The organism is Pseudomonas sp. (assembly GCF_030696055.1).
Lineage (GTDB): Bacteria > Pseudomonadota > Gammaproteobacteria > Pseudomonadales > Pseudomonadaceae > Aquipseudomonas.
Genome location: NZ_JAUYNP010000316.1, coordinates 1 through 21,088, shown reverse-complemented (window position 1 = coordinate 21,088; position 21,088 = coordinate 1). Strand labels below are relative to the sequence as shown.

Annotated in this window: 16 protein-coding genes; 14 read left to right on the top strand and 2 right to left on the bottom strand. The window is 61.9% G+C overall.

The genetic code is table 11. The features are described from left to right. Together Q8Q83_RS19190 and Q8Q83_RS19185 are read right to left on the bottom strand one after the other, a co-directional pair. A partial coding sequence (locus Q8Q83_RS19190) for a PAS domain S-box protein (protein WP_305625725.1) occupies positions 1-2,946 on the bottom strand: 2,946 nt, incomplete at its 3' end. 92 nt (positions 2,947-3,038) lie between these two features. Beyond that, complete coding sequence (locus tag Q8Q83_RS19185; RefSeq protein ID WP_305625724.1) at positions 3,039-3,944, bottom strand: LysR family transcriptional regulator; 906 nt, start codon at positions 3,942-3,944, stop codon at positions 3,039-3,041. Positions 3,945-4,360: 416 nt separating this feature from the next. Here Q8Q83_RS19185 and leuC point away from each other — a divergent pair, with 416 nt between their 5' ends. The 14 genes from leuC to Q8Q83_RS19115 all read left to right on the top strand — a co-directional run bounded on the left by leuC (position 4,361) and on the right by Q8Q83_RS19115 (position 21,046). Continuing rightward, a complete protein-coding gene (gene leuC, locus Q8Q83_RS19180; protein ID WP_305625723.1) occupies positions 4,361-5,788 on the top strand; it encodes a 3-isopropylmalate dehydratase large subunit in 1,428 nt (475 codons plus the stop codon). Between the two features lie 11 nt (positions 5,789-5,799). Beyond that, on the top strand, positions 5,800-6,447 hold the full coding sequence (leuD, locus tag Q8Q83_RS19175) for a 3-isopropylmalate dehydratase small subunit (RefSeq protein ID WP_305625722.1): 648 nt from the start codon (positions 5,800-5,802) through the stop codon (positions 6,445-6,447). Between the two features lie 92 nt (positions 6,448-6,539). After that, complete coding sequence (leuB, locus tag Q8Q83_RS19170; RefSeq protein WP_305625721.1) at positions 6,540-7,622, top strand: 3-isopropylmalate dehydrogenase; 1,083 nt, start codon at positions 6,540-6,542, stop codon at positions 7,620-7,622. 54 nt (positions 7,623-7,676) lie between these two features. Then, a complete protein-coding gene (gene asd / locus Q8Q83_RS19165; RefSeq protein WP_305625720.1) occupies positions 7,677-8,789 on the top strand; it encodes an aspartate-semialdehyde dehydrogenase in 1,113 nt (370 codons plus the stop codon). A 144-nt stretch (positions 8,790-8,933) separates the two neighbouring features. Next, positions 8,934-9,944 (top strand): aspartate-semialdehyde dehydrogenase, encoded by a 1,011-nt coding sequence (locus Q8Q83_RS19160; RefSeq protein ID WP_305625719.1) that lies wholly within the window; start codon positions 8,934-8,936, stop codon positions 9,942-9,944. A gap of 153 nt (positions 9,945-10,097) precedes the next feature. Then, a complete protein-coding gene (locus Q8Q83_RS19155; RefSeq protein ID WP_305625718.1) occupies positions 10,098-12,926 on the top strand; it encodes a FimV/HubP family polar landmark protein in 2,829 nt (942 codons plus the stop codon). A gap of 3 nt (positions 12,927-12,929) precedes the next feature. Continuing rightward, positions 12,930-13,796, top strand: coding sequence for a tRNA pseudouridine(38-40) synthase TruA (gene truA, locus Q8Q83_RS19150; protein ID WP_305625717.1), 867 nt, complete (start codon positions 12,930-12,932; stop codon positions 13,794-13,796). A 51-nt stretch (positions 13,797-13,847) separates the two neighbouring features. Next, positions 13,848-14,468, top strand: coding sequence for a phosphoribosylanthranilate isomerase (locus tag Q8Q83_RS19145; protein ID WP_305625716.1), 621 nt, complete (start codon positions 13,848-13,850; stop codon positions 14,466-14,468). A 231-nt stretch (positions 14,469-14,699) separates the two neighbouring features. Further along, entirely contained in the window at positions 14,700-15,584 is an 885-nt protein-coding gene (accD, locus tag Q8Q83_RS19140) for an acetyl-CoA carboxylase, carboxyltransferase subunit beta (protein ID WP_305625715.1), read from the top strand. Further along, positions 15,581-16,888 (top strand): bifunctional tetrahydrofolate synthase/dihydrofolate synthase, encoded by a 1,308-nt coding sequence (gene folC / locus Q8Q83_RS19135; RefSeq protein WP_305625714.1) that lies wholly within the window; start codon positions 15,581-15,583, stop codon positions 16,886-16,888. The genes accD and folC overlap by 4 nt, the downstream gene beginning before the upstream one ends. Next, a complete protein-coding gene (locus tag Q8Q83_RS19130; protein WP_305625713.1) occupies positions 16,872-17,480 on the top strand; it encodes an SPOR domain-containing protein in 609 nt (202 codons plus the stop codon). Before folC ends, Q8Q83_RS19130 begins: the two co-directional genes overlap by 17 nt. 139 nt (positions 17,481-17,619) lie before the next feature. Next, positions 17,620-18,174 (top strand): CvpA family protein, encoded by a 555-nt coding sequence (locus tag Q8Q83_RS19125; RefSeq protein ID WP_305625712.1) that lies wholly within the window; start codon positions 17,620-17,622, stop codon positions 18,172-18,174. Positions 18,175-18,218: 44 nt separating this feature from the next. Further along, a complete protein-coding gene (gene purF, locus Q8Q83_RS19120; protein WP_305625726.1) occupies positions 18,219-19,724 on the top strand; it encodes an amidophosphoribosyltransferase in 1,506 nt (501 codons plus the stop codon). Between the two features lie 110 nt (positions 19,725-19,834). After that, on the top strand, positions 19,835-21,046 hold the full coding sequence (locus Q8Q83_RS19115) for an O-succinylhomoserine sulfhydrylase (RefSeq protein WP_305625711.1): 1,212 nt from the start codon (positions 19,835-19,837) through the stop codon (positions 21,044-21,046). The last annotated feature ends 42 nt before the right edge of the window (positions 21,047-21,088 follow it).

Genomic DNA, 21,088 nt, shown 5'->3' with positions numbered 1-21,088 from the left:
CTTGGCGATGGTGTCGTCGATATTCTGAATCACTATGCCTTCGGTGATTTCCAGCTTGAGCATGGCGGTCGGTAATTGGCTGCTGGCCAGGCTGCTTTCCACTCGTTCGACGAAGTCGTTCTGGCGGAACTGGCGGGGGCTGATATTCACGCACAGGCTGAATTGTTGGCTGTCGACCAGGCCGTCTTGGAGCAGTTGCGCGCAGGCATGGCAGGCTTCGGCCAGCACCCAGCCGCCGACCTCGAGGATCAGCCCGCTTTCTTCCAGGATGGGGATAAACAGGGCCGGGGACTGGGCGCCCAGGAGCGGGTGGCTCCAGCGTAAGAGCGCCTCGGCGCCGATGATCAGGTTGCTGCGCGCATCGACCTGGGGTTGCAGATGCAATTCGAATTCGCCCCGGGCCAGGGCCAGGCGCAGGTCGCTTTCCAGGCGCAGGCGTTCGCTGGCCGCCTTCTGCATGGTGTTGCGAAACAGCTGGATGCAGTTGCGCCCGGAGTCCTTGGCGCGGTACAGGGCGATATCGGCGCGCTTGAGCAGGTCGGCGGGGGTGTCGCCATGGTCGGGGATCAGGGCGATGCCGATGCTGGGGGTGACTTGCAGTTGATGGCCATCCAGCAACATGGGTTCGGCCAGCAGCTGGCGCAGTTTTTCCGCCACCGCGCGGGTTTGCCGCACCACGGTCGAGCGTTTGCCTTCCAGGCCCGAGAGCAGCACGACGAATTCGTCGCCGCCCAGGCGGGCCACCGTGTCTTCCAGGCGCACGCTGGCCTCCAGCCTTGCAGTAACCAGCTTGAGCACGGCATCGCCGACCGGATGACCGAGGGAGTCGTTGATATGCTTGAAATGATCCAGGTCGAGAAACAGCAGGGCGCCGCGCAGTTCGTGACGCTTGAGCAGGGCGATCTGCTGGGTCAGGCGATCGAGCAGCAGGGCGCGGTTGGGCAGGTTGGTCAGCGAGTCGTGGTAGGCCAGGTGCTGCACCTGGGCCTGGGCGTGCTTGAGTTCGCTGATGTCGCGGGCGGTCAGCAGCAGGCAGGGGGTGGCGTCCAGTTCGATGGATTCGACCGACACCTCGACCAGCTTGACCGTGCCGTCGCGGTGCTTGCCGTGCATCTCCATATGGTAGACGTGGCCATCCTGCTTGAGCGCATGCACCATCTGCACCCGCTCTTGCGGGTCGGCCCAGACACTCAGCTCCCTGGAGCTGAGGCCTATCACCTCTTCGGCCTTGTAGCCGGTCAGGCGACTGAAGCCCTCAATGACTTCGATATAGCGGCCGCTCTCGCGCTCGGTGATGGTGATGGCGTCCGGGCTGGAGTGGAAGGCCTTGGCGAACTTCTCCTGGCTGGCCTTGAGCGCCGCCTCGGCGCGCAGGCGTTCGGTGACGTCGCGGAAGGTGGAAAGGATGCATAACTGGCGTTCGACCCGGATAAAACGGCTGGACACCACGCAGGTCAGCTCCTGGCCGGCCTTGGTGCGATAGCGGGCCTGTTCGTTGTCCAGGCCCTGTTGCGCGGTGAGTTTGTCGAACAGGCGCTTGCGCTCGTCGAGGTCGACCCAGAAGTTGATCTGCGGGCCGCTGCGCCCGACTATTTCCTGCGGAGTCCAGCCGAAGGCCTGGCTGAAACTCTGGTTGATTTCGATAAACACCCCGTCGCGGATGCGCGACACGCAGATCGGGTCGGGGCTGGCCTGGAACAGGGTGGCGAATTTCTCTTCGGAGGCTTTGAGGCGCTGTTCGCGCAGCACCCGTTCGCTGATATCGATGAGGATGCCGGCCATGCGCAGCGGCTTGCCCTGTTCATCGCGATAGAGCTTGGCGGTGCTCTCCAGGTAGTGCACCTCATGGTTGCCGTAGACCGCCCGGTAGGTGACCTGGTAATCCTGGCCGGTGCCCTCGACCAGGGCGTTGTAGTGGCGGCGCATATCGCGGCGGTCGGCCAGCGGTATATGGCTGAAGAACTTGCGGAAATCGTCATGGAACGGGGCGTCTGCCAGGCCGTGGAGGATCGCGGCGCGGGCCGAGCCGAACAGCATATTGCTGGGGATATGCCAGTCCCAGGTGCCCAGGTCGGCGGATTCCAGGGCCAGGGTCAGGCGTTCCTGGCTGTCCTTGAGGGCTTGCTCCTGATTGCGCTGCTCGGTGATATCGCGCAGCGACAGCACCAGGCTGGTGCAGCCATCCAGCAGTATCTCGCCGCCGAACAGGAGGTTTCTGCGAATGCTGCCGTCGCGATGGTAGAGGCAGACTTCCAGGCCGTTGAGGGTATTGCGTTCGATCGCCGCGAGCATCCGCTGACGATCGGCGGGGTTGGCCCAGATGCCCAGTTCCAGCGAGGTGCGGCCCAGGGTTTCGACGCTGCTCCAGCCGAACTGGCGCTCGAAGCCGGCGTTGACCTCGATAAAGCGCCCGGTGGCCTTGTCGGTGATGACCACGGCGTCCGGGGTGTAATGGAAGGCCTGGGCGAATTTTTCCTCGCTGCTGCGCAGCGCCTGGTCGCGGGCTTGCTGGGCACTGATATCGCGGATCACCCCCATGACCCGCGGCTTGCCGTCGGCGTCCTGCTGCAGGCTGCCGTTGATCTCCAGCCAGTGCAGGCTGTCGTCGGGCCAGCGAATGCGGTGGCGCAAGGCGCGCGGACTGGGCGTGCCGGTTAGGAATTGTTCGAAGACCTGCAGCACCTCGGCGCGGTCTTCCGCAGGGATCAGGTCGATATAGTCGACCTGCGTCTGCAGGGGGTGCTTGGGGTCGAGGCCGAACAGCGCCTGGGCACCGCGTGACCAGCTGACCCGACCGCTTTCGATATCCCAATACCAGGTGCCCAGATTGGCTCCGTTCAAGGCGCGCAGCAGGCGCGGAGCATCGTTCCAGGTTTTTTCGAATTCGGCGGGGTCCAGTGCCGGGATAAACGGCAGTGGTGGACGGCTGTCAGTGGGTTTGGTCACGGCCGACTCTTCCTCTGGGCAATCTGCTGTCGCGGCCGCTGATAGGTCGACGTGCTGGGATCATGTGGAAGCCTTTCTTATTGTTATGGGCCTCACGTTAGCCTCTTGTCGGCAGTGGGTGCAAGGCTCTCGCGTTGGCCGTCGAGCAAGGCCATAAAGGCCTTGGCGGCGTTCGACAGGGTGCGTTCGCTGTGCAAGATATAGCCTAGCTGGCGCGACAACTGGATGTCCGGCAAAGGCAGGCGGGCGACCTGGTCGTCGAGCATGGTGCGCGGCAGCACGCTCCAGGCCAGGCCGATGGAAACCATCATCTTGATGGTCTCAAGGTAATTGGTGCTCATGGCGATATTCGGCGTCAGGCCCTGGGCTTCGAACAGGCGCCGCACTATATGGTGGGTAAAGGTGTTGCCACCGGGGAATACCGCCGGGTGGTGCGCCACGTCGGCCAGGCTGACCGCGCCGGTGCGTGCCAGCGGATGCTCGGGGGCGGCGACGAAATCCAGCGGATCGTCCCACACCGCCACCGCATGCACCGGCTCGCGGGTTTCCGGGGCCAGGGTGATCACTGCCAGCTCGGCGCGGCCGTGCAGCACCTCTTCATAGGCCACCTCGGAATCGAGGAATTGGATATCCAGGGCCACCTGCGGGTACGCGCGGGTAAAGGCGCGCAGCAGCGGCGGCAGGCGGTGCAGGCCGATATGGTGACTGGTGGCCAGGGTCAGGCGACCGCTGATCTCGCCGTTCAGGTTGGTCAGGGCGCGGCGCGTATCATCCAACACATTGAGTATCTGGTAGGCTCGCGGCAGCAGGGCACGGCCGGCCTCGGTCAGGCTCACCTCGCGGCCCAGGCGGTCGAACAGGCGCACATTCAGCTGCTGTTCCAGGCTGGCGATGCGCTTGCTCACCGCCGGCTGGGTCAGGTGCAGACGTTCAGCCGCCTCGGAAAAGCTGCCCAGTTCGGCAATGGCGATAAAGGCATTCAGAGTCGCAAGATCCATAACAGAATAGCTCCAAGCGGTAAGCCATAAGCTGCAAGAGGAAAGCCGCGAGCCCTTACTTGCAGCTTGAGGCTTACAGCTTATGACTATTCCTATCAGGAATCCTTTGAATAAAAAATATGAATTTGAGTAATTCAATCCCAGCCCATAGGATTACCCAATAAGCCAAAGGGCCATTCGCCCAGGCATAGAAAGGGCACCTCTAAAAACGTAGGCGAGGCAGCCAGCGCAAGGCACAACGACCAACGGGAGTAACAGCCGCAGGCTGGCCCGAAGGGCGAGCGCTAGCGAGTAAAACAGGCGAAGAAGCGGAGTTTACGCGTTGTAAATGAGCATTCTGAGCCTGTTTTTAACGCAGCGATGGCAACGCAGATAGTTTTTAGAGGTGCCCGAAAGACGCTGATGAGGGAAAGCTGATGGCCGGCAAAACGCTCTACGACAAGCTCTGGGAAATGCACGAGGTGAAGCGCCGTGACGATGGTTCGTCGCTGATCTATATCGACCGCCATATCCTCCACGAAGTGACCTCGCCCCAGGCCTTCGAAGGGCTGCGTCTGGCGGGGCGCAAGCCGTGGCGTATCGACGCCAATATCGCCACCCCGGACCACAACGTGCCGACCACCAAGGCCGAGCGCCAGGGCGGTCTGGAAGCCATCGCCGATGAAGTGTCGCGCCTCCAGGTGCAGACCCTGGACGAAAACTGCGACGACTTCGGCATCCTCGAATTCAAGATGAACGACCTGCGTCAGGGCATAGTCCATGTGGTCGGCCCGGAGCAGGGCGCGACCTTGCCGGGCATGACCGTGGTCTGCGGCGACTCGCATACCTCCACCCACGGCGCCTTCGGCGCGCTGGCCCACGGCATCGGCACCTCGGAGGTCGAGCATGTGCTGGCGACCCAGTGCCTGGTGGCCAAGAAAATGAAGAACATGAAGGTCGCGGTCGAAGGCCAGTTGCCGTTCGGTGTGACCGCCAAGGACATAGTGCTCGCCGTGATTGGCAAGATCGGCACCGCCGGCGGCAATGGCCATGCCCTGGAGTTCGCCGGTAGCGCGATTCGCGAGCTGTCCCTGGAAGGGCGCATGACCATCTGCAATATGTCCATCGAGGCTGGCGCCCGTGTGGGCCTGGTGGCGGTGGACGAGAAAACCATCGCCTACGTCGAAGGCCGTCCGTTCGCGCCGAAAGGCGCCGACTGGGCCAAAGCCGTGGCGCAGTGGCAGGACCTGGTGTCGGACGCCGATGCGCATTTCGACACAGTGATCGAAATGCGTGCCGAGGACATCAAGCCGCAGGTCAGCTGGGGCACTTCGCCCGAGATGGTCCTGGCCGTCGACCAGAAGGTGCCGGACCCGGCGGCCGAGGCCGACCCGGTCAAGCGCGACTCCATCGTTCGCGCCCTGAAATATATGGGCCTGACGGCCAACCAGGCGATCACCGATATCCAGTTGGACCGGGTGTTTATCGGCTCCTGCACCAACTCGCGGATCGAAGACCTGCGCGCCGCCGCCGAAGTGGCCAAGGGCCGCAAGGTCGCCGCCACGGTCAAACAGGCGTTGGTGGTGCCGGGTTCGGGTCTGGTCAAGGCCCAGGCCGAGGCCGAAGGGCTGGACAAGATCTTTATCGAGGCCGGTTTCGAGTGGCGTGAGCCGGGCTGCTCCATGTGCCTGGCGATGAACCCGGACAAGCTGGGCAGTGGCGAGCATTGCGCGTCCACCTCCAACCGCAACTTCGAGGGCCGTCAGGGCGCCGGCGGCCGCACCCACCTGGTCAGCCCGGCCATGGCGGCGGCGGCGGCGGTGACCGGTCGCTTTATCGATGTGCGCGAATTGATCCGGCCTTAAGGAGAGCGAATATGAAAGCCTTTACCCAACACACCGGCTTGGTCGCGCCTTTGGACCGTGCCAACGTCGACACCGACCAGATCATCCCCAAGCAGTTCTTGAAGTCGATCAAGCGCAGCGGTTTCGGCCCGAACCTGTTCGACGAGTGGCGCTACCTGGATGTCGGCCAGCCGAATCAGGACTGTTCCCAGCGTCCGCTGAACCATGATTTCGTCTTGAACGCGCCGCGTTACCAAGGCGCCAGCGTGCTGCTGGCGCGCGAGAATTTCGGTTGCGGTTCGAGCCGCGAGCATGCGCCCTGGGCCCTGGAGGAGTACGGCTTCCGTACCATCATCGCGCCGAGCTATGCCGATATTTTTTACAACAACAGCTTCAAGAACGGTTTGTTGCCGATCATCCTCAGGGAAGACGAAGTCGACGAGCTGTTCCAGCAAGCCGAAGCCTGCGAAGGCTATCAGCTGACCGTCGACCTGGCCGCGCAGACCGTGACCCGTCCGGATGGCAAACAGTACGGCTTCGAAGTCGATGCCTTCCGCAAGCATTGCCTGCTCAATGGTCTGGACGATATCGGCCTGACCCTGCAGGACAGCGCTGCGATCAAGACCTTCGAAGCCAAGCACCAGCAGAGCAGTCCCTGGCTGTTCGGCGCGATGAAGTAATACGCAGTTGCAAGCGGCAAGCTTAAAGCTGCAAGTAAAAGCAGCTTTGCTTGTGGCTTGGGGCTTGTAACTATTTTCCGAAGGAAAAGCTTATGTCCAAACAGATTCTGGTTCTCCCTGGCGACGGTATCGGCCCGGAAATCATGGCCGAAGCGGTCAAGGTGCTTGAACTGGCCAACGATAAGTACAACCTGGGTTTCGAGCTGAGCTTCGATGAACTGGGCGGTGCGGCCTATGACAAGTACGGCGTGCCGCTGGCCGACGAGACCCTGGCCCGCGCCCGCGCCGCCGATGCCATTCTGCTCGGCGCCGTCGGTGGCCCGAAGTGGGACACCATCGATCCTGCGCTGCGCCCTGAGCGCGGCCTGCTGAAAATCCGTTCGCAGTTGGGCCTGTTCGCCAACCTGCGTCCGGCCATTCTCTATCCGCAGCTGGCCGACGCCTCGAGCCTCAAGCCGGAAGTGGTGGCGGGGCTGGATATCCTGATCGTGCGTGAGCTGACCGGCGGCATCTACTTCGGCCAGCCGCGTGAGAGCAAGGTGTTGGAAAATGGCGAGCGCATGGCTTACGACACCCTGCCGTACAGCGAAAGCGAAATCCGCCGTATCGCCCGGGTCGGTTTCGACATGGCCCGCGTGCGCGGCAACAAGCTCTGCTCGGTGGACAAGGCCAACGTGCTGGCCTCCAGCCAGCTGTGGCGCGCCGTGGTCGAGGAAGTGGCCAAGGATTACCCGGATGTCGAGCTGAGCCATATGTACGTGGACAACGCCGCCATGCAACTGGTGCGCGCGCCCAAGCAGTTCGATGTGATGGTCACCGACAATATGTTCGGCGACATTCTCTCGGATGAGGCCTCCATGCTCACCGGCTCCATCGGCATGCTGCCGTCGGCGTCCCTGGATGCCAACAACAAGGGCATGTACGAGCCGTGCCACGGCAGCGCGCCGGATATCGCCGGCAAGGGCATCGCTAACCCGCTGGCGACCATCCTCTCGGTGTCGATGATGCTGCGTTACAGCTTCAACCAGAGCGTCGCCGCCGATGCCATCGAGCGGGCGGTCAGCCTGGTGCTGGATCAAGGCCTGCGCACCGGCGACATTCAATCTGCCGGTACGACCAAGGTCGGTACGGCGGCCATGGGCGATGCGGTGGCCTCCGCGTTGCGCAGTCTGTAATCTTCTGGGTACGTCAACCTGTGTTGGCGCCCTGTTTATAAAGGTGTAGTGGTTATGAAACGTGTAGGTCTGATCGGTTGGCGTGGCATGGTCGGTTCCGTGCTGATGCAGCGCATGCTGGAAGAGCAGGATTTCGATTTGATCGAGCCGGTGTTCTTCACTACCTCCAATGTTGGCGGCCAGGGTCCGGCCATTGGCAAGGACATCGCCCCGCTAAAGGATGCCTACAGCATCGACGAGCTGAAAAGCCTCGATGTGATCCTCACCTGCCAGGGTGGCGACTACACCAGCGAAGTCTTCCCCAAGCTGCGCGAAGCCGGCTGGCAGGGCTACTGGATCGATGCGGCCTCGACCCTGCGCATGGCCGATGATGCGGTGATAGTGCTGGACCCGGTCAACCGCAAGGTGATCGACCAGCAGCTGGACGCCGGCACCAAGAACTATATCGGCGGCAACTGCACCGTCAGCCTGATGCTGATGGCGCTGGGCGGCCTGTATGAAGCCGGCCTGGTCGAATGGATGAGCGCCATGACCTATCAGGCGGCGAGCGGTGCCGGCGCGCAGAATATGCGTGAGCTGATCAAGCAGATGGGGGCGATCAACGCCAGCGTGGCCGATGAACTGGCCGATCCGGCCAGTGCCATCCTGGATATCGACCGCAAGGTGGCCGAAGCCATGCGCGGCGAGTCCTTCCCGGTGGACAACTTCGGCGTGCCCCTGGCCGGCAGCCTGATCCCCTATATCGACAAGGAGCTGCCCAACGGCCAGAGCCGCGAAGAGTGGAAGGCGCAGGCGGAAACCAACAAGATTCTCGGTCGCTTCAAGAGCCCTATCCCAGTCGATGGCCTCTGCGTGCGCATCGGCGCCATGCGTTGCCACAGCCAGGCGCTGACCATCAAGCTGAACAAGGATGTGCCACTGTCGGATATCGAAGGCCTGATCAGCCAGCACAACCCCTGGGTCAAGCTGGTACCGAATCAGCGTGAAGCCAGCATTCGCGAACTCGGCCCGACCGCGGTAACCGGTACCCTGAGCGTGCCGGTCGGCCGTCTGCGCAAGCTGAATATGGGCTCGCAGTACCTCGGCGCTTTCACCGTGGGTGACCAGCTGCTGTGGGGCGCCGCCGAGCCGCTGCGGCGCATGCTGCGGATTCTGCTGGAACGCTGATTGCGTCCGTACTGCGCCTTTTGCAGTCAATAAGGGGCGGGTTTGTCGGTGATCGAATGAAAGTTCGTTCACCTGCAGCCCGCTCCTTTGCATTTGCCTGGCGCGGTTATACAGTGCTGGGCTTATTTCGTTAGAAGCCTTGCCATGACCCGTAGTTTTGATATTGCCGTGATCGGCGCCACCGGAAGTGTGGGCGAAACCCTGGTGCAGCTGCTTGAAGAGCGCGATTTTCCGGTGGCGAATCTGCAGCTGATCGCCAGCGGTGAGTCGGCAGGCGGCTCTTTGTCTTTCAAGGGCAAGAACCTGCGTGTTCGTTCCCTTGAATCCTTCGATTTTTCCACTGTGCGCTTGGCGTTCTTCACCGCCGGTGAGGCCGTCACTTTGCAATATGCCGCGCAGGCCCGGGCTGCGGGTTGTGCCGTCATCGACTTGGCTGCCGCTTTGCCGGCGCAGCAGGCGCCGCGGATTGTGCCAGAAGTAAATCCGCAAGTGCTGGCAACCTTGCCGGCACCTTATCTGTTGGCTAGCCCGAGTGCGCCGAGCATTGCCTTGGCCACGGTGTTGGCGGCATTGCGTGAACAGCTGACTCTGCAGCGCGTCACGGTCACCGCCTGCTTGGCGGTTTCCAGCCGTGGTCGTGCCGGGGTGTCCGAATTGGCGCGGCAAACCGCCGAATTGCTCAATGGGCGTTCTTTCGAACCGCAGTTGTTTGATCGGCAGGTGGCGTTCAATCTGTTAGCGCAAGTCGATACAAGCGATGCCGAGGGCCATGGCGCCCTGGAGCGACGTATGGCTGCTGAGCTAAAGGAGTTGCTCAACTCGCCACAGTTGAAAGTATCCGCAACTTGCGTGCAGGCTCCGGTGTTCTTTGGCGATAGCTTCAGTGTGTCGCTGCAGTGCGAGTCGGCGTGCGATCTGCAAAAAGTCTGCGCAGCCTTGGAGGCCGCGCCGGCTCTGGAGTATGTCGAATTCGGCGATTATCCGACGGCGGTGGGCGACGCGGTCGGGCAGGATGTGGTCTATGTCGGCCGGGTTCGTGCGGGTCTGGACGATCCCTGCGAACTCAATTTGTGGATTGCGTCTGATAATGTAAGAAAAGGCGCTGCGCTAAATGCTGTGCAATTGGCCGAGTTATTGATAAAACACTATCTGTAAAAGATACTTAGCTAGAAATTTGAAGAATCTTTCGAGCTTGGCAATACTGGCTGAGTTGATTGCTGGATGGGGTGGCACCTGCGGGTGGTACAGGCAGCAATTTCCAAGATCCTCTCGCTTGTCGAGAAAAAAGATAAAACAAGGGATAAAGCTATGGTTCGGGTTCGCAAACTGGTGCTGGCAATCGCGGCTGCTTCGGCTCTGTCCTCCGGTATGGCGCATGCGCTAGGGCTGGGCGAAGTGACCTTGCAGTCGGCGCTGAATCAGCCGTTGGTGGCTGAAATCGAATTGCTGGAGGTGCGCGACCTGGCTTCCAACGAACTGTTGCCGAGCCTGGCTTCCCCCGAAGAATTCAACAAAGCGGGCGTAGATCGTCAGTATTTCCTCGGCGATCTCAAGTTCACGCCTGTGCTCAAGCCCAATGGCAAGAGCGTTATCCGCGTCACGTCGAGCAAGCCGATCCGCGAGCCTTACCTGAACTTCCTGGTTGAAGTGCTCTGGCCTAATGGCCGTTTGCTGCGTGAATACACCCTGTTGCTCGACCCGCCACTCTACAGTGCGCAGTCGGTTATCCCGGCTGCGCCGCAGCTGCCGGTTGCCGCGCCTGCCGCCCCAGTCGTGCGCGCGCCAGTCGCCGCTGCACCGCGCCCGGCACCAGTCAGCAGCGCGCCTGCTGCTCCAGTCGCACCTAGCGCTCCGTCTGCGCTGGACAGTGACCAATACAAGACCACCGCCAATGACACGCTCTGGGAAATTGCCCGACGTGTACCCGGCGGCAGCGTGCATCAAACCATGCTGGCCATTCAGGATCTGAATCCAGACGCTTTTGTTGGCGGCAATATCAATCGCCTGAAAAGTGGTCAGGTATTGCGTCTGCCGGATGAGCAGCAGATCAAGAGCCGCGCTCAGGCTGAGGCCATCGCTCAGGTTGCCGAGCAGAATACGGCCTGGCGTGAAGGCCGCAGTCAGGGGGCTAGTGCTCGTCAGCTGGATGCGACCAAGCGCAGCGTGGCCGGTGAGGCGCCTGCCAAGGCCGTTACAGGCGATAAGCTGAAGCTGGTTGCAGCCGATAGCGGTAAGGCCGCTGTCGGTAGCGATAAAGGCGCCGCAGATACCAAGGCATTGTCAGACAAGCTGGCGGTGACCCAGGAAAGCCTCGATTCCAGCCGTCGCGAGAACGATGAGCTGAAAGATCGCATGGGTGATCTGCAAAGCCAGTTGGATAAGCTGCAACGCTTGATCCAGCTTAAAGATGATCAGATGGCCAAGTTGCAGGCGGATTTGGCGGCTCAAGGCAAGGCGGCGCCAACTGCACCTGCCGTTGAGCCTGCGGCGCAAGCGCCGGTCGCCAGTGTCGAGCCCGCCAAAGTCGAGCCAGTGGCGCCTGCTGAGCCAGTCGCCAGCGCGCCTGCTGTACCAGCAGCCGTTGCAGAACCAGATTTCAATTACAGCGAAGAGCCCGCGGCCAAGCCTGAAGGCGCTACCCCTGAAGCGGCTGCGCCAGTAGTGAACGAGAAGCCGACCCAGCCACCCGTAAAGGCCGCTCCGGTTAAACCTGCCGCTCCAGTGGTCGCGGTGGTGCCGCCAGTGGCTGAGCCTGAGGCTAGCTCCCTCGATGATCTGCTGGCCAACCCGATGCTGCTGGGCCTGGTAGGTGGCGGTGCGCTGCTGGTGTTGCTGGTCGGGCTGATGATGTTGTCGCGTCGCAACGCCTTGAAGGAAGCCGAGTTGCAGGAAAGCCTGGCGGCGGTTGATCACAGCGGCGGTCTTGGCGCTGACATGGAGCTGCCCTCCGACAGTTTCGATGGTTTGGCTGGCGATCTGGCTGAGGGTGAGCAGGGCAATGCCCCGGCCGAGGAACGCGTGGCTGCGCAAACCGGCGATGCTCTGGGTGAGGCGGATATCTATATCGCCTACGGCCGCTTCACTCAGGCTGCAGAACTGCTGCAGGGCGCCATCAATGATGAGCCGCAGCGTGCAGACCTGCGCCTGAAATTGATGGAAGTCTATGCCGAGCTGGGTGATCGCGATGCTTTCGCGCGCCAGGAAAGTGAGTTGCGTGAGATAGGTGGCAGCGCCGCCGAAATTGATCAGATCAAGGCCAAGTATCCGGCCATGACGATGGCTGCTGGGGTTGCGGGGCTTGCAGCAGCTGCGGCGGCTGAGGATGAGGGGCTGGATAGCTTCAGTCTGGACGACCTGGCGCTGGATGAGCCGAGCCCGTCAGCTGCCGGTGCTGATCTGGATGATGCCTTCGACCTGAGCCTGGATGATCTTGAGGCCGATCTGGAGCGCGATCTGCAAGAAGCCAGTGGCTCTGCCGCGCAAAGCGATATGGACAGCCTGTCGCTGGATAGCGATCTGGATTTCAGCGCGACGCTCGAACAGGCGGATAGCAAAGCTGACGATCTGGGTTTTGATCTGAGTCTGGATGAGGCGGCAGGCGAGGGCTTGGCGCTGGAAGACGAGCTGGCCGATTTCAGTCTCGATCTGGATGCGCCTGCTGAGCCTGAGGCGGCTGCTGAAGATGAATTCCTGCTGAGCCTGGACGACGAGCCAAGCGCTGCCCCGGTTAAGGATGAACTGGCTGAGCTGAGCTTCGAGCCTGCCAGCGAAGTGGCTGACAGCAGCTTTGATCTGCCGGCCGACTTTGATCTGTCGCTGAACGAGGAAGCACCAGCCCAGCCCGCTAGCGATAGTTTCGCCGCGCAGCTGGAGGAAGTGAGCGCAGAACTGGATCTGCTGGCCGGTGATCTGGATATGCCACAAACCTCCGGCATGTCTGACGCGGCGCTGGACAATGACGACGACTTCGATTTCCTCTCCGGCACGGATGAGACCGCGACCAAGCTGGATCTGGCGCGCGCCTATATCGACATGGGAGATACCGAAGGTGCTCGCGACATCCTCGATGAAGTCATCGCCGAAGGTAACGATGGTCAGCAGCAGGAAGCTCGCGAGCTGATCGCTAAATTGGTTTGATACATGTCTGATGGTCTCACTACAACGGCAGCCGACTCGGCTGCCGTTGGCGTTTTCAAAATTGCCCTCGGTGTTGAATACAAAGGCTCGCGTTACCGCGGCTTTCAGCGTCAGCGGGCAGGCGTGCCCACCATTCAGGAATCCCTGGAAAAAGCCCTGGCGAAAGTGGCTGGCGGTGTCCCGGTGACGCTCAGTTGCGCAGGGCGTACCGATGCCTTGGTGCATGCCAGTGCCCAGGTGGTGCATTTCGACACCCCGGTCGAGCGCTCCATGCATGCCTGGGTCATGGGGGCCAATATGAACTTGCCCGGCGATATCAGCGTGGCCTGGGCCAAATCGATGCCGGCGCATTTCGATGCGCGCTTCTGCGCCATGGCCAGGCGCTACCGCTATGTGATCTACAACGATCAGATTCGTCCGGCGCATATGGCCGAAGAGGTGACCTGGAACCATCGGCCGCTGGATATCGAACGCATGCGCGAGGCGGCCAGGGCCTTCGTTGGTACCCATGATTTCAGCGCGTTCCGGGCGCGACAGTGTCAGGCCAAGTCGCCGATCAAGACGGTGCATCACCTGCAGTTGCTGCAGCACGGCCGCTTTATCGTGCTGGATATTCGCGCCAACGCCTTCTTGCACCATATGGTGCGCAATGTCGCCGGGGTGCTGATGACCATTGGCGCCGGTGAGCGGCCGGTGGACTGGGCCCGCGAAGTGCTGGAAACCCGGGTGCGGCGTACCGGTGGGGTGACGGCGCATCCCTATGGCCTTTATCTGGTGCAAGTCGACTATCCCGAGGAGTTCGACCTGCCCAAGCGCTACCTGGGCCCGCACTTTCTCTCGGGGCTGCCGGATGTGGCGGCTGACGTCTGAAAAAGCCTTTGCTACCATCGGCCTTTCGCTAAGCTTATCGAGGTTCTACCGTTGTCAGCCGTTCGCAGCAAGATCTGTGGCATTACCCGCATAGAAGACGCATTGTTAGCCGCCGAGGCTGGCGCGGATGCCATAGGTCTGGTGTTCTATGCCAAGAGCCCGCGCGCGGTCGATGTGCGGCAGGCGCGGGCGATCATTGCCGCGTTGCCGCCCTTCGTGACCACTGTGGGGCTGTTTGTCGATGCCAGCAGCTGTGAGCTGGGCGAGATTCTCGATGCCGTACCCCTGGATCTGTTGCAGTTCCATGGCGATGAGAGTCCGGCTTTTTGCGACGGTTTTCGGCGTCCCTATATCAAGGCGCTGCGGGTCAAACCGGGCGACGATATAGCGGCGCGGGTCGAGGCCTATAAGAATGCCTCAGGTATTTTGCTCGATACCTATGTGCCGGGGATTCCCGGTGGCACCGGTGAGGCGTTTGACTGGTCGTTGGTGCCCCAGGGCTTGAGCAAGCCGATTATTCTGGCGGGTGGCCTGACGGCGGAAAATGTCGGCGCGGCGATCCAGCAGGTGCGTCCCTATGCGGTCGATGTCAGCGGTGGGGTCGAGGCCAGTAAGGGCATCAAGGATGCCGAGAAGATCCGGGCCTTTATGCGTGCGGTAAAGCTGGGCTGAAGCAAGCTTCTGGTTGATGTGACGACGCCGCAGGCTTGGCCGTCCATAACCCTGTTGCAGGTTGTATAAACGCTGCAGGCAGTTGCGCTCAAGGTGGCGGGTTGCTGGTGGTTGATGCCGAATGGGCATGCGCCGGCCCCTGAGGCGACTGTACTCATGAATTTTCCCGGATAGGTTCGGCGACCCGATGTCGCGAGCCGGCCCGGATAACAGCTTTGGAGAGTCGAGAGCATGAGCAACTGGTTGGTAGACAAACTGATCCCATCGATCATGCGTTCCGAGGTCAAGAAGAGTTCGGTGCCGGAAGGCTTGTGGCACAAGTGCCCGTCGTGCGACGCGGTGCTGTACAAGCCGGAATTGGAAAAGACCCTGGATGTCTGCCCCAAGTGCAATCACCACATGCGTATCGATGCGCGCGCGCGCCTGGATATCTTCCTCGACGCCGAAGGGCGCGAAGAACTGGGCGCCGATCTGGAACCTGTCGATCGCCTGAAATTTCGCGATGGCAAGAAGTACAAGGACCGCCTGGTCGCGGCGCAGAAGCAGACCGGCGAGAAGGATGCGCTGATCGCCATCCGCGGCACCCTGGAAGGCATGCCGGTGGTTACCTGCGCCTTCGAGTTTTCCTTTATGGGCGGCTCCATGGGTGCGATCGTTGGTGAGCGTTTCGTCCGCGCCGCCAATGCTGCCCTGGAACAGCGTTGCCCGCTGGTGTGCTTCTCCGCTTCGGGCGGTGCGCGCATGCAGGAAGCGCTGATCTCGCTGATGCAGATGGCCAAGACCTCCGCGGTGCTGGCGCGTCTGCGCGAAGAAGGTATTCCCTTTGTCTCGGTGCTGACCGATCCAGTGTATGGCGGCGTTTCTGCCAGTCTGGCCATGCTCGGTGACGTGATAGTGGCCGAACCGCGTGCCTTGATCGGCTTTGCCGGTCCGCGAGTGATCGAGCAGACCGTGCGGGAAAAACTGCCGGAAGGCTTCCAGCGCAGCGAGTTCCTGATCGAGCACGGTGCCATCGACATGATCATCCATCGCGCCGAGCTGCGTTCGCGTCTGGCTCGCCTGCTCGCGCAACTGATGGGCCTGCCATCGCCCGCAGCCCTGCCGGCCACTGCATGATCGAGCGCTCCCTCGCCGATTGGTTGGCTTATCTGGAGCAATTGCACCCCAGCGCCATCGATATGGGCCTGGAGCGCTGCAGAGAAGTGGCGCAGCGACTTGGCTTGGCCAGGTTGGCGCCACGGGTGATTACGGTCACCGGCACCAATGGCAAGGGCTCGACCTGCGCTTTTATCGCCTCGCTGCTGCAAGAGCAGGGGCTCAAAGTCGGGGTGTACAGCTCACCCCACCTGTTGCGTTACAACGAGCGGGTGCAGATCGCCGGGGTTGAAGCCAGCGACGCCATGCTCTGCCAAGCCTTTGCCGTGGTCGAGGCGGCGCGCGGCGAAACTTCCCTGACCTATTTCGAGATGGGCACCCTGGCGGCCTTTTGGCTGTTTCAGCAGGCCGCTCTGGATGCGCTGGTGCTCGAGGTCGGCCTGGGTGGCCGACTGGACGCGGTCAACCTGGTGGATGCCGACATTGCCCTGATCACCAGCATAGGCATCGACCATGCCGATTGGCTGGGCGATACCCGCGAGTCGGTGGCGTTCGAAAAGGCCGGGATCTTCCGGGCAGGCAAGCCGGCGCTCTGTGGTGACCTCGAGCCGCCGCAACCTTTGCTCGATCAGGTGGCGCTGCTGGATGCACCGTTCTTTCTGCGCGGTCGCGACTATGACTTGAATGTCGATGGGCAGAGCTGGTCCTGGTATGGCTTGAATAATCAGGGTGAGGTGCTGCGCCTGGCGCAGTTGCCGCTGCTCGACCTGCCCATGGAAAACGCCGCCCTGGCCCTGCAGGCTTATGCCCTGATGGAGTTGCCCTGGCAGGCCGAACAGATCGGCAGCGCGCTGCTGAAGACCCGGATAACCGGGCGGCTGGACCGCAGAAGCCTGAATTGGCAGGGTAAGCCACTCACACTGCTGCTCGATGTTGGGCATAATCCCCATGCGGCCGAGTATCTGGCCCAGCGTTTGGCCAGCCGAGCGTCGCTGCATCGCCGTTTGGCGGTATTCGGCTTGCTGGCGGACAAGGACTTGGCCGGGGTGGTCGCGCCACTGTTGAGTGAGGTGAGTGAGTGGGCCGTGGCGCCTTTGCCCACCAGCCGCACGTGTGGTGCCGGTGAATTGCAGGCTCACCTGCACAATAGTGGCGCTCGGGTTACCGCCCATGCCGACGTGCAAGCTGCGCTAGAGGCGCAATGCGCGAAAGCCTCGGCGGGTGATGAAATACTGCTGTTCGGATCTTTTTACTGCGTGGCCGAGGCCCTGGATTGGCTGGCCCGCCAAGCCAATGGGGGCGTGCAGGATGGCTTTGCTGGATAAAGGATTGAAACAGCGCATGGTGGGTGCGCTGGTATTGCTGGCGCTGGCGGTGATTTTCTTGCCGATGCTGCTGTCGCGGGAAGATGAGTTGCGCCGTGTGGTGGTCGATGCGCCGGCCATGCCGGATGCGCCAAGCATGCCGCAAACCGAGGTGCAGCCGGTGCTCGTCCCCGAGCCGCAATTGCTGCCGGATGAGCCGCTGGGCAGCGAAGCGACGCAGCCCCTGGACCCGCTGGCCGCTGCCGATGCTGCGGCCGCCGCCGTGCCCACGCCTGCGCCAGCCCCCGCCGTTGCGGCCGCTGAACCTGGCGCCCCCACCCAGGCGCCGCCCAGCCGCCTGGATGCCAACAGCCTGCCGATCAGCTGGTCGGTGCAGCTGGCCAGTCTGTCCAGTCGCGAGGGGGCGCAGAGTCTGCAGAAAACCCTGCGCAGCCAGGGCTATAACGCCTATATCCGCACCGTGGATGGCATGAATCGGGTCTTCGTCGGGCCCTTGATCGAGCGAGCCGAAGCGGATCGCCTGCGTGATCAACTCAATCGTCAGCACAAGCTCAATGGCTTCGTCGTGCGTTTCCAGCCTGAATCCAGCTGATGACGCCCGATCTGGCAGCCTCGGCGGGGCTGCCAGATCGGCCAGACTTTAGCCATTTCAACTGCCGTCTAATCCTTTGCTTACCCAAGCCCAGGGGCTCTGTTAAAATGCAGCGCCTTTTCCGTCGGTAATCAGCATCGTGACATTCACCTGGGTCGATTGGGCGATTATCGCCATTGTCGCCATCTCAAGCCTGATCAGTCTAAGCCGAGGCTTCGTCAAGGAAGCGCTGTCGCTGCTGACCTGGATCATCGCCGGTGTGGTCGCCTGGATGTTCGGCGGCGCGCTGTCGCAACATCTCGGCGAATTTATCGAAATGCCATCGGCGCGGGTCATAGCCGGCTGTGCCATCCTGTTTGTAGTCACCCTATTGGTGGGCGCGTTGATCAATTACCTGATCGGCGAGCTGATTCGCGTCACCGGCTTATCCGGTACCGATCGTTTATTGGGCATGGTGTTCGGTGCCGCCCGCGGCGGCTTGTTGGTGGTGGTGCTGGTCGGCCTGATCAGCCTGGCCCCGGTGCAGCAAGACCGCTGGTGGCAGGAGTCGAGCCTGTTGCCACACTTCTTGATGGTCGCCGACTGGTCGAAAAATCTCATCTTGAGTCTGTCCAGTCAGTGGCTCGCCAGCGGCGTTACGGCGCCGATTGAATTACCGTTCAAAGAGGCGCTGCAGCAGCCTAAACTGCTGTAGCGCATTCAGAATCATCCTGTTTTATTGAGTAGGGGTTGCGTCACATGTGCGGCATTGTCGGTATCGTCGGTAAATCGAACGTCAATCAGGCGCTGTATGACGGGCTCACCGTCCTCCAGCACCGCGGCCAGGATGCTGCCGGTATTGTCACCAGCCATGATGGGCGGCTGTTCCTGCGCAAGGACAACGGCCTGGTGCGCGATGTCTTCCAGCAGCGCCATATGCAGCGTCTGGTTGGCCATATGGGCATCGGCCATGTGCGTTACCCGACCGCGGGTAGCTCCAGTTCGGCGGAAGCGCAGCCGTTCTACGTCAACTCGCCCTATGGCATCACCCTGGCGCACAACGGCAACCTGACCAACGTCGAGCAGTTGGCCAAGGAGATCTACGAATCCGATCTGCGCCACGTCAACACCAATTCCGACTCGGAAGTGCTGCTCAACGTGTTCGCCCACGAACTGGCCCAGCGCGGCAAGTTGCTGCCCACCGAGGATGACGTGTTCGCCGCGGTCAGCGACGTGCACAAGCGTTGCCGCGGTGGCTACGCGGTGGTGGCGATGATCACCGGTTACGGCATAGTCGGCTTCCGCGACCCCAACGGCATTCGCCCGATCGTCTTCGGTCAGCGGCATACCGACGAAGGCGTTGAGTACATGATCGCCTCGGAAAGCGTGTCCCTGGACGTGCTGGGTTTCACCCTGATCCGCGACCTGGCGCCGGGCGAAGCGGTGTACATCACCGAAGACGGCAAGCTGTCGACCCGTCAGTGCGCGACTAACCCGCATTTCTCGCCGTGCATCTTCGAGCACGTCTACCTGGCGCGTCCGGATTCGATCATGGACGGCGTCTCGGTGTACAAGGCGCGCCTGCGCATGGGCGAAAAGCTCGCCGAGAAGATCCTCCGCGAACGCCCGAACCACGATATCGACGTGGTTATCCCGATTCCCGATACCAGCCGCACGGCGGCCCTGGAACTGGCCAACCACCTGGGCGTGAAGTTTCGCGAAGGCTTCGTCAAGAACCGCTATATCGGTCGCACCTTTATCATGCCGGGCCAGGCCGCGCGGAAGAAATCGGTACGGCAGAAGCTCAACGCCATCGAACTGGAATTCCGCGGCAAGAACGTGATGCTGGTAGACGACTCCATAGTGCGCGGCACTACCTGCAAGCAGATCATCCAGATGGCCCGCGAAGCCGGGGCGAAGAACGTGTACTTCTGCTCGGCAGCGCCGGCGGTGCGCTATCCGAACGTCTACGGCATCGATATGCCCAGCGCCCACGAGTTGATCGCACACAACCGCAGCACCGAGGAAGTGGCCGAGCTGATCGGCGCCGATTGGCTGATCTACCAGGACCTGCCCGACCTGATCGAAGCGGTCGGTGGCGGCAAGGTGAAGATCGAGCAGTTCGACTGCGCGGTGTTCGATGGCAAATATGTCACCGGCGACGTCGACGAGGCCTACCTGAACAAGATCGAGCAGGCGCGCAATGACGCCTCCAAGGTCAAGTCCCAGGCGGTCAGCGCGATTATCGATCTGTATAACAACTAAGCCATAAGCTGCAGGCGGCAAGCTGCAAGCCTGTAGCCCGGATGCAATCCGGGAGCCTGTGGGATGTGCAGCCCGGATTTTATCCGGGCTACGATTGCGATGAGGTAGGTATGAGCCAAGAGTGGCAAGCAGGGCGTCTGGATAGCGATCTTCAAGGTGTGGGTTTCGACACTCTGGCGGTGCGCGCCGGCCAGCATCGTTCGCCGGAAGGTGAGCACAGCGAGGCGATTTACCCCACCTCCAGCTATGTGTTCCGCACCGCGGCCGATGCCGCCGCGCGTTTTGCCGGCGAAGTGCCGGGTAACGTCTACTCGCGCTATACCAACCCGACTGTGCGCGCCTTCGAAGAACGCATCGCCGCGCTGGAAGGCGCCGAGCAAGCCGTAGCCACCTCGTCCGGCATGTCGGCGATTCTGGCCATGGTCATGAGCCTGTGCAGCGGCGGCGACCATGTACTGGTGTCGCGCAGTGTGTTCGGCTCCACCATCAGCCTGTTCGAGAAGTACCTCAAGCGCTTCGGCGTGCAGGTCGACTACGTGCCGCTGGCCGACCTGGACGCCTGGAGCGCTGCGTTTAAGCCCAACACCAAGCTGCTGTTCGTCGAGTCGCCGTCCAATCCCCTGGCCGAGCTGGTGGATATCCGCGCCCTGGCGGAAATCGCCCACAGCAAGGGCGCGCTGCTGGCGGTGGATAACTGCTTCTGCACCCCGGCGCTGCAGCAACCACTGAAATTGGGTGCCGATATCGTCATGCATTCGGCGACCAAGTATATCGACGGTCAGGGCCGCAGCATGGGCGGTGTGGTGGCCGGCAAGGCCGAGCTGATGAAGGAAGTGGTGGGTTTTCTGCGCACCGCAGGTCCGACCCTCAGCCCGTTCAACGCCTGGATCTTCCTCAAGGGGCTGGAAACCCTGCGCGTGCGCATGCAGGCCCATTGCGCCAGCGCGCAGCAGTTGGCCGAGTGGCTGGAGCAGCAACCGGGCGTCGAGCAAGTCTACTACTCGGGCTTGCCCAGCCATCCGCAGCATGAGTTGGCCAAGCGTCAGCAAAGCGCGTTCGGCGCGGTGGTCAGCTTCGAGGTCAAGGGCGGCAAAGAAGCGGCCTGGCGCTTTATCGATGCCACCCGGGTGATCTCCATCACCACCAACCTGGGCGATACCAAGACCACCATCGCCCATCCGGCGACCACCTCCCACGGTCGCCTGACCCCAGCCGAGCGCGCCAGCGCCGGCATTCGCGACAACCTGATCCGCGTCGCAGTCGGCCTGGAAGACCTGGCTGATCTGCAGGCGGATCTGGCTCGCGGTCTGGCCGCGCTCTAAGAACCTGTCTCGGATCTGCTGCGCGTCGGCGATACGGCGTTA

Bases quoted from the DNA above. Each gene is read 5' to 3' on its own strand.
- asd (WP_305625720.1), top strand. From the start codon at position 7,677: ATGAAACGTGTAGGTCTGATCGGTTGGCGTGGCATGGTCGGTTCCGTG.
- folC (WP_305625714.1), top strand. From the start codon at position 15,581: ATGATCGAGCGCTCCCTCGCCGATTGGTTGGCTTATCTGGAGCAATTG.
- Q8Q83_RS19160 (WP_305625719.1), top strand. From the start codon at position 8,934: ATGACCCGTAGTTTTGATATTGCCGTGATCGGCGCCACCGGAAGTGTG.
- leuB (WP_305625721.1), top strand. From the start codon at position 6,540: ATGTCCAAACAGATTCTGGTTCTCCCTGGCGACGGTATCGGCCCGGAA.
- Q8Q83_RS19185 (WP_305625724.1), bottom strand. From the start codon at position 3,944: ATGGATCTTGCGACTCTGAATGCCTTTATCGCCATTGCCGAACTGGGC.
- leuC (WP_305625723.1), top strand. From the start codon at position 4,361: ATGGCCGGCAAAACGCTCTACGACAAGCTCTGGGAAATGCACGAGGTG.
- Q8Q83_RS19130 (WP_305625713.1), top strand. From the start codon at position 16,872: ATGGCTTTGCTGGATAAAGGATTGAAACAGCGCATGGTGGGTGCGCTG.
- leuD (WP_305625722.1), top strand. From the start codon at position 5,800: ATGAAAGCCTTTACCCAACACACCGGCTTGGTCGCGCCTTTGGACCGT.
- Q8Q83_RS19115 (WP_305625711.1), top strand. From the start codon at position 19,835: ATGAGCCAAGAGTGGCAAGCAGGGCGTCTGGATAGCGATCTTCAAGGT.
- truA (WP_305625717.1), top strand. From the start codon at position 12,930: ATGTCTGATGGTCTCACTACAACGGCAGCCGACTCGGCTGCCGTTGGC.
- Q8Q83_RS19155 (WP_305625718.1), top strand. From the start codon at position 10,098: ATGGTTCGGGTTCGCAAACTGGTGCTGGCAATCGCGGCTGCTTCGGCT.
- purF (WP_305625726.1), top strand. From the start codon at position 18,219: ATGTGCGGCATTGTCGGTATCGTCGGTAAATCGAACGTCAATCAGGCG.
- accD (WP_305625715.1), top strand. From the start codon at position 14,700: ATGAGCAACTGGTTGGTAGACAAACTGATCCCATCGATCATGCGTTCC.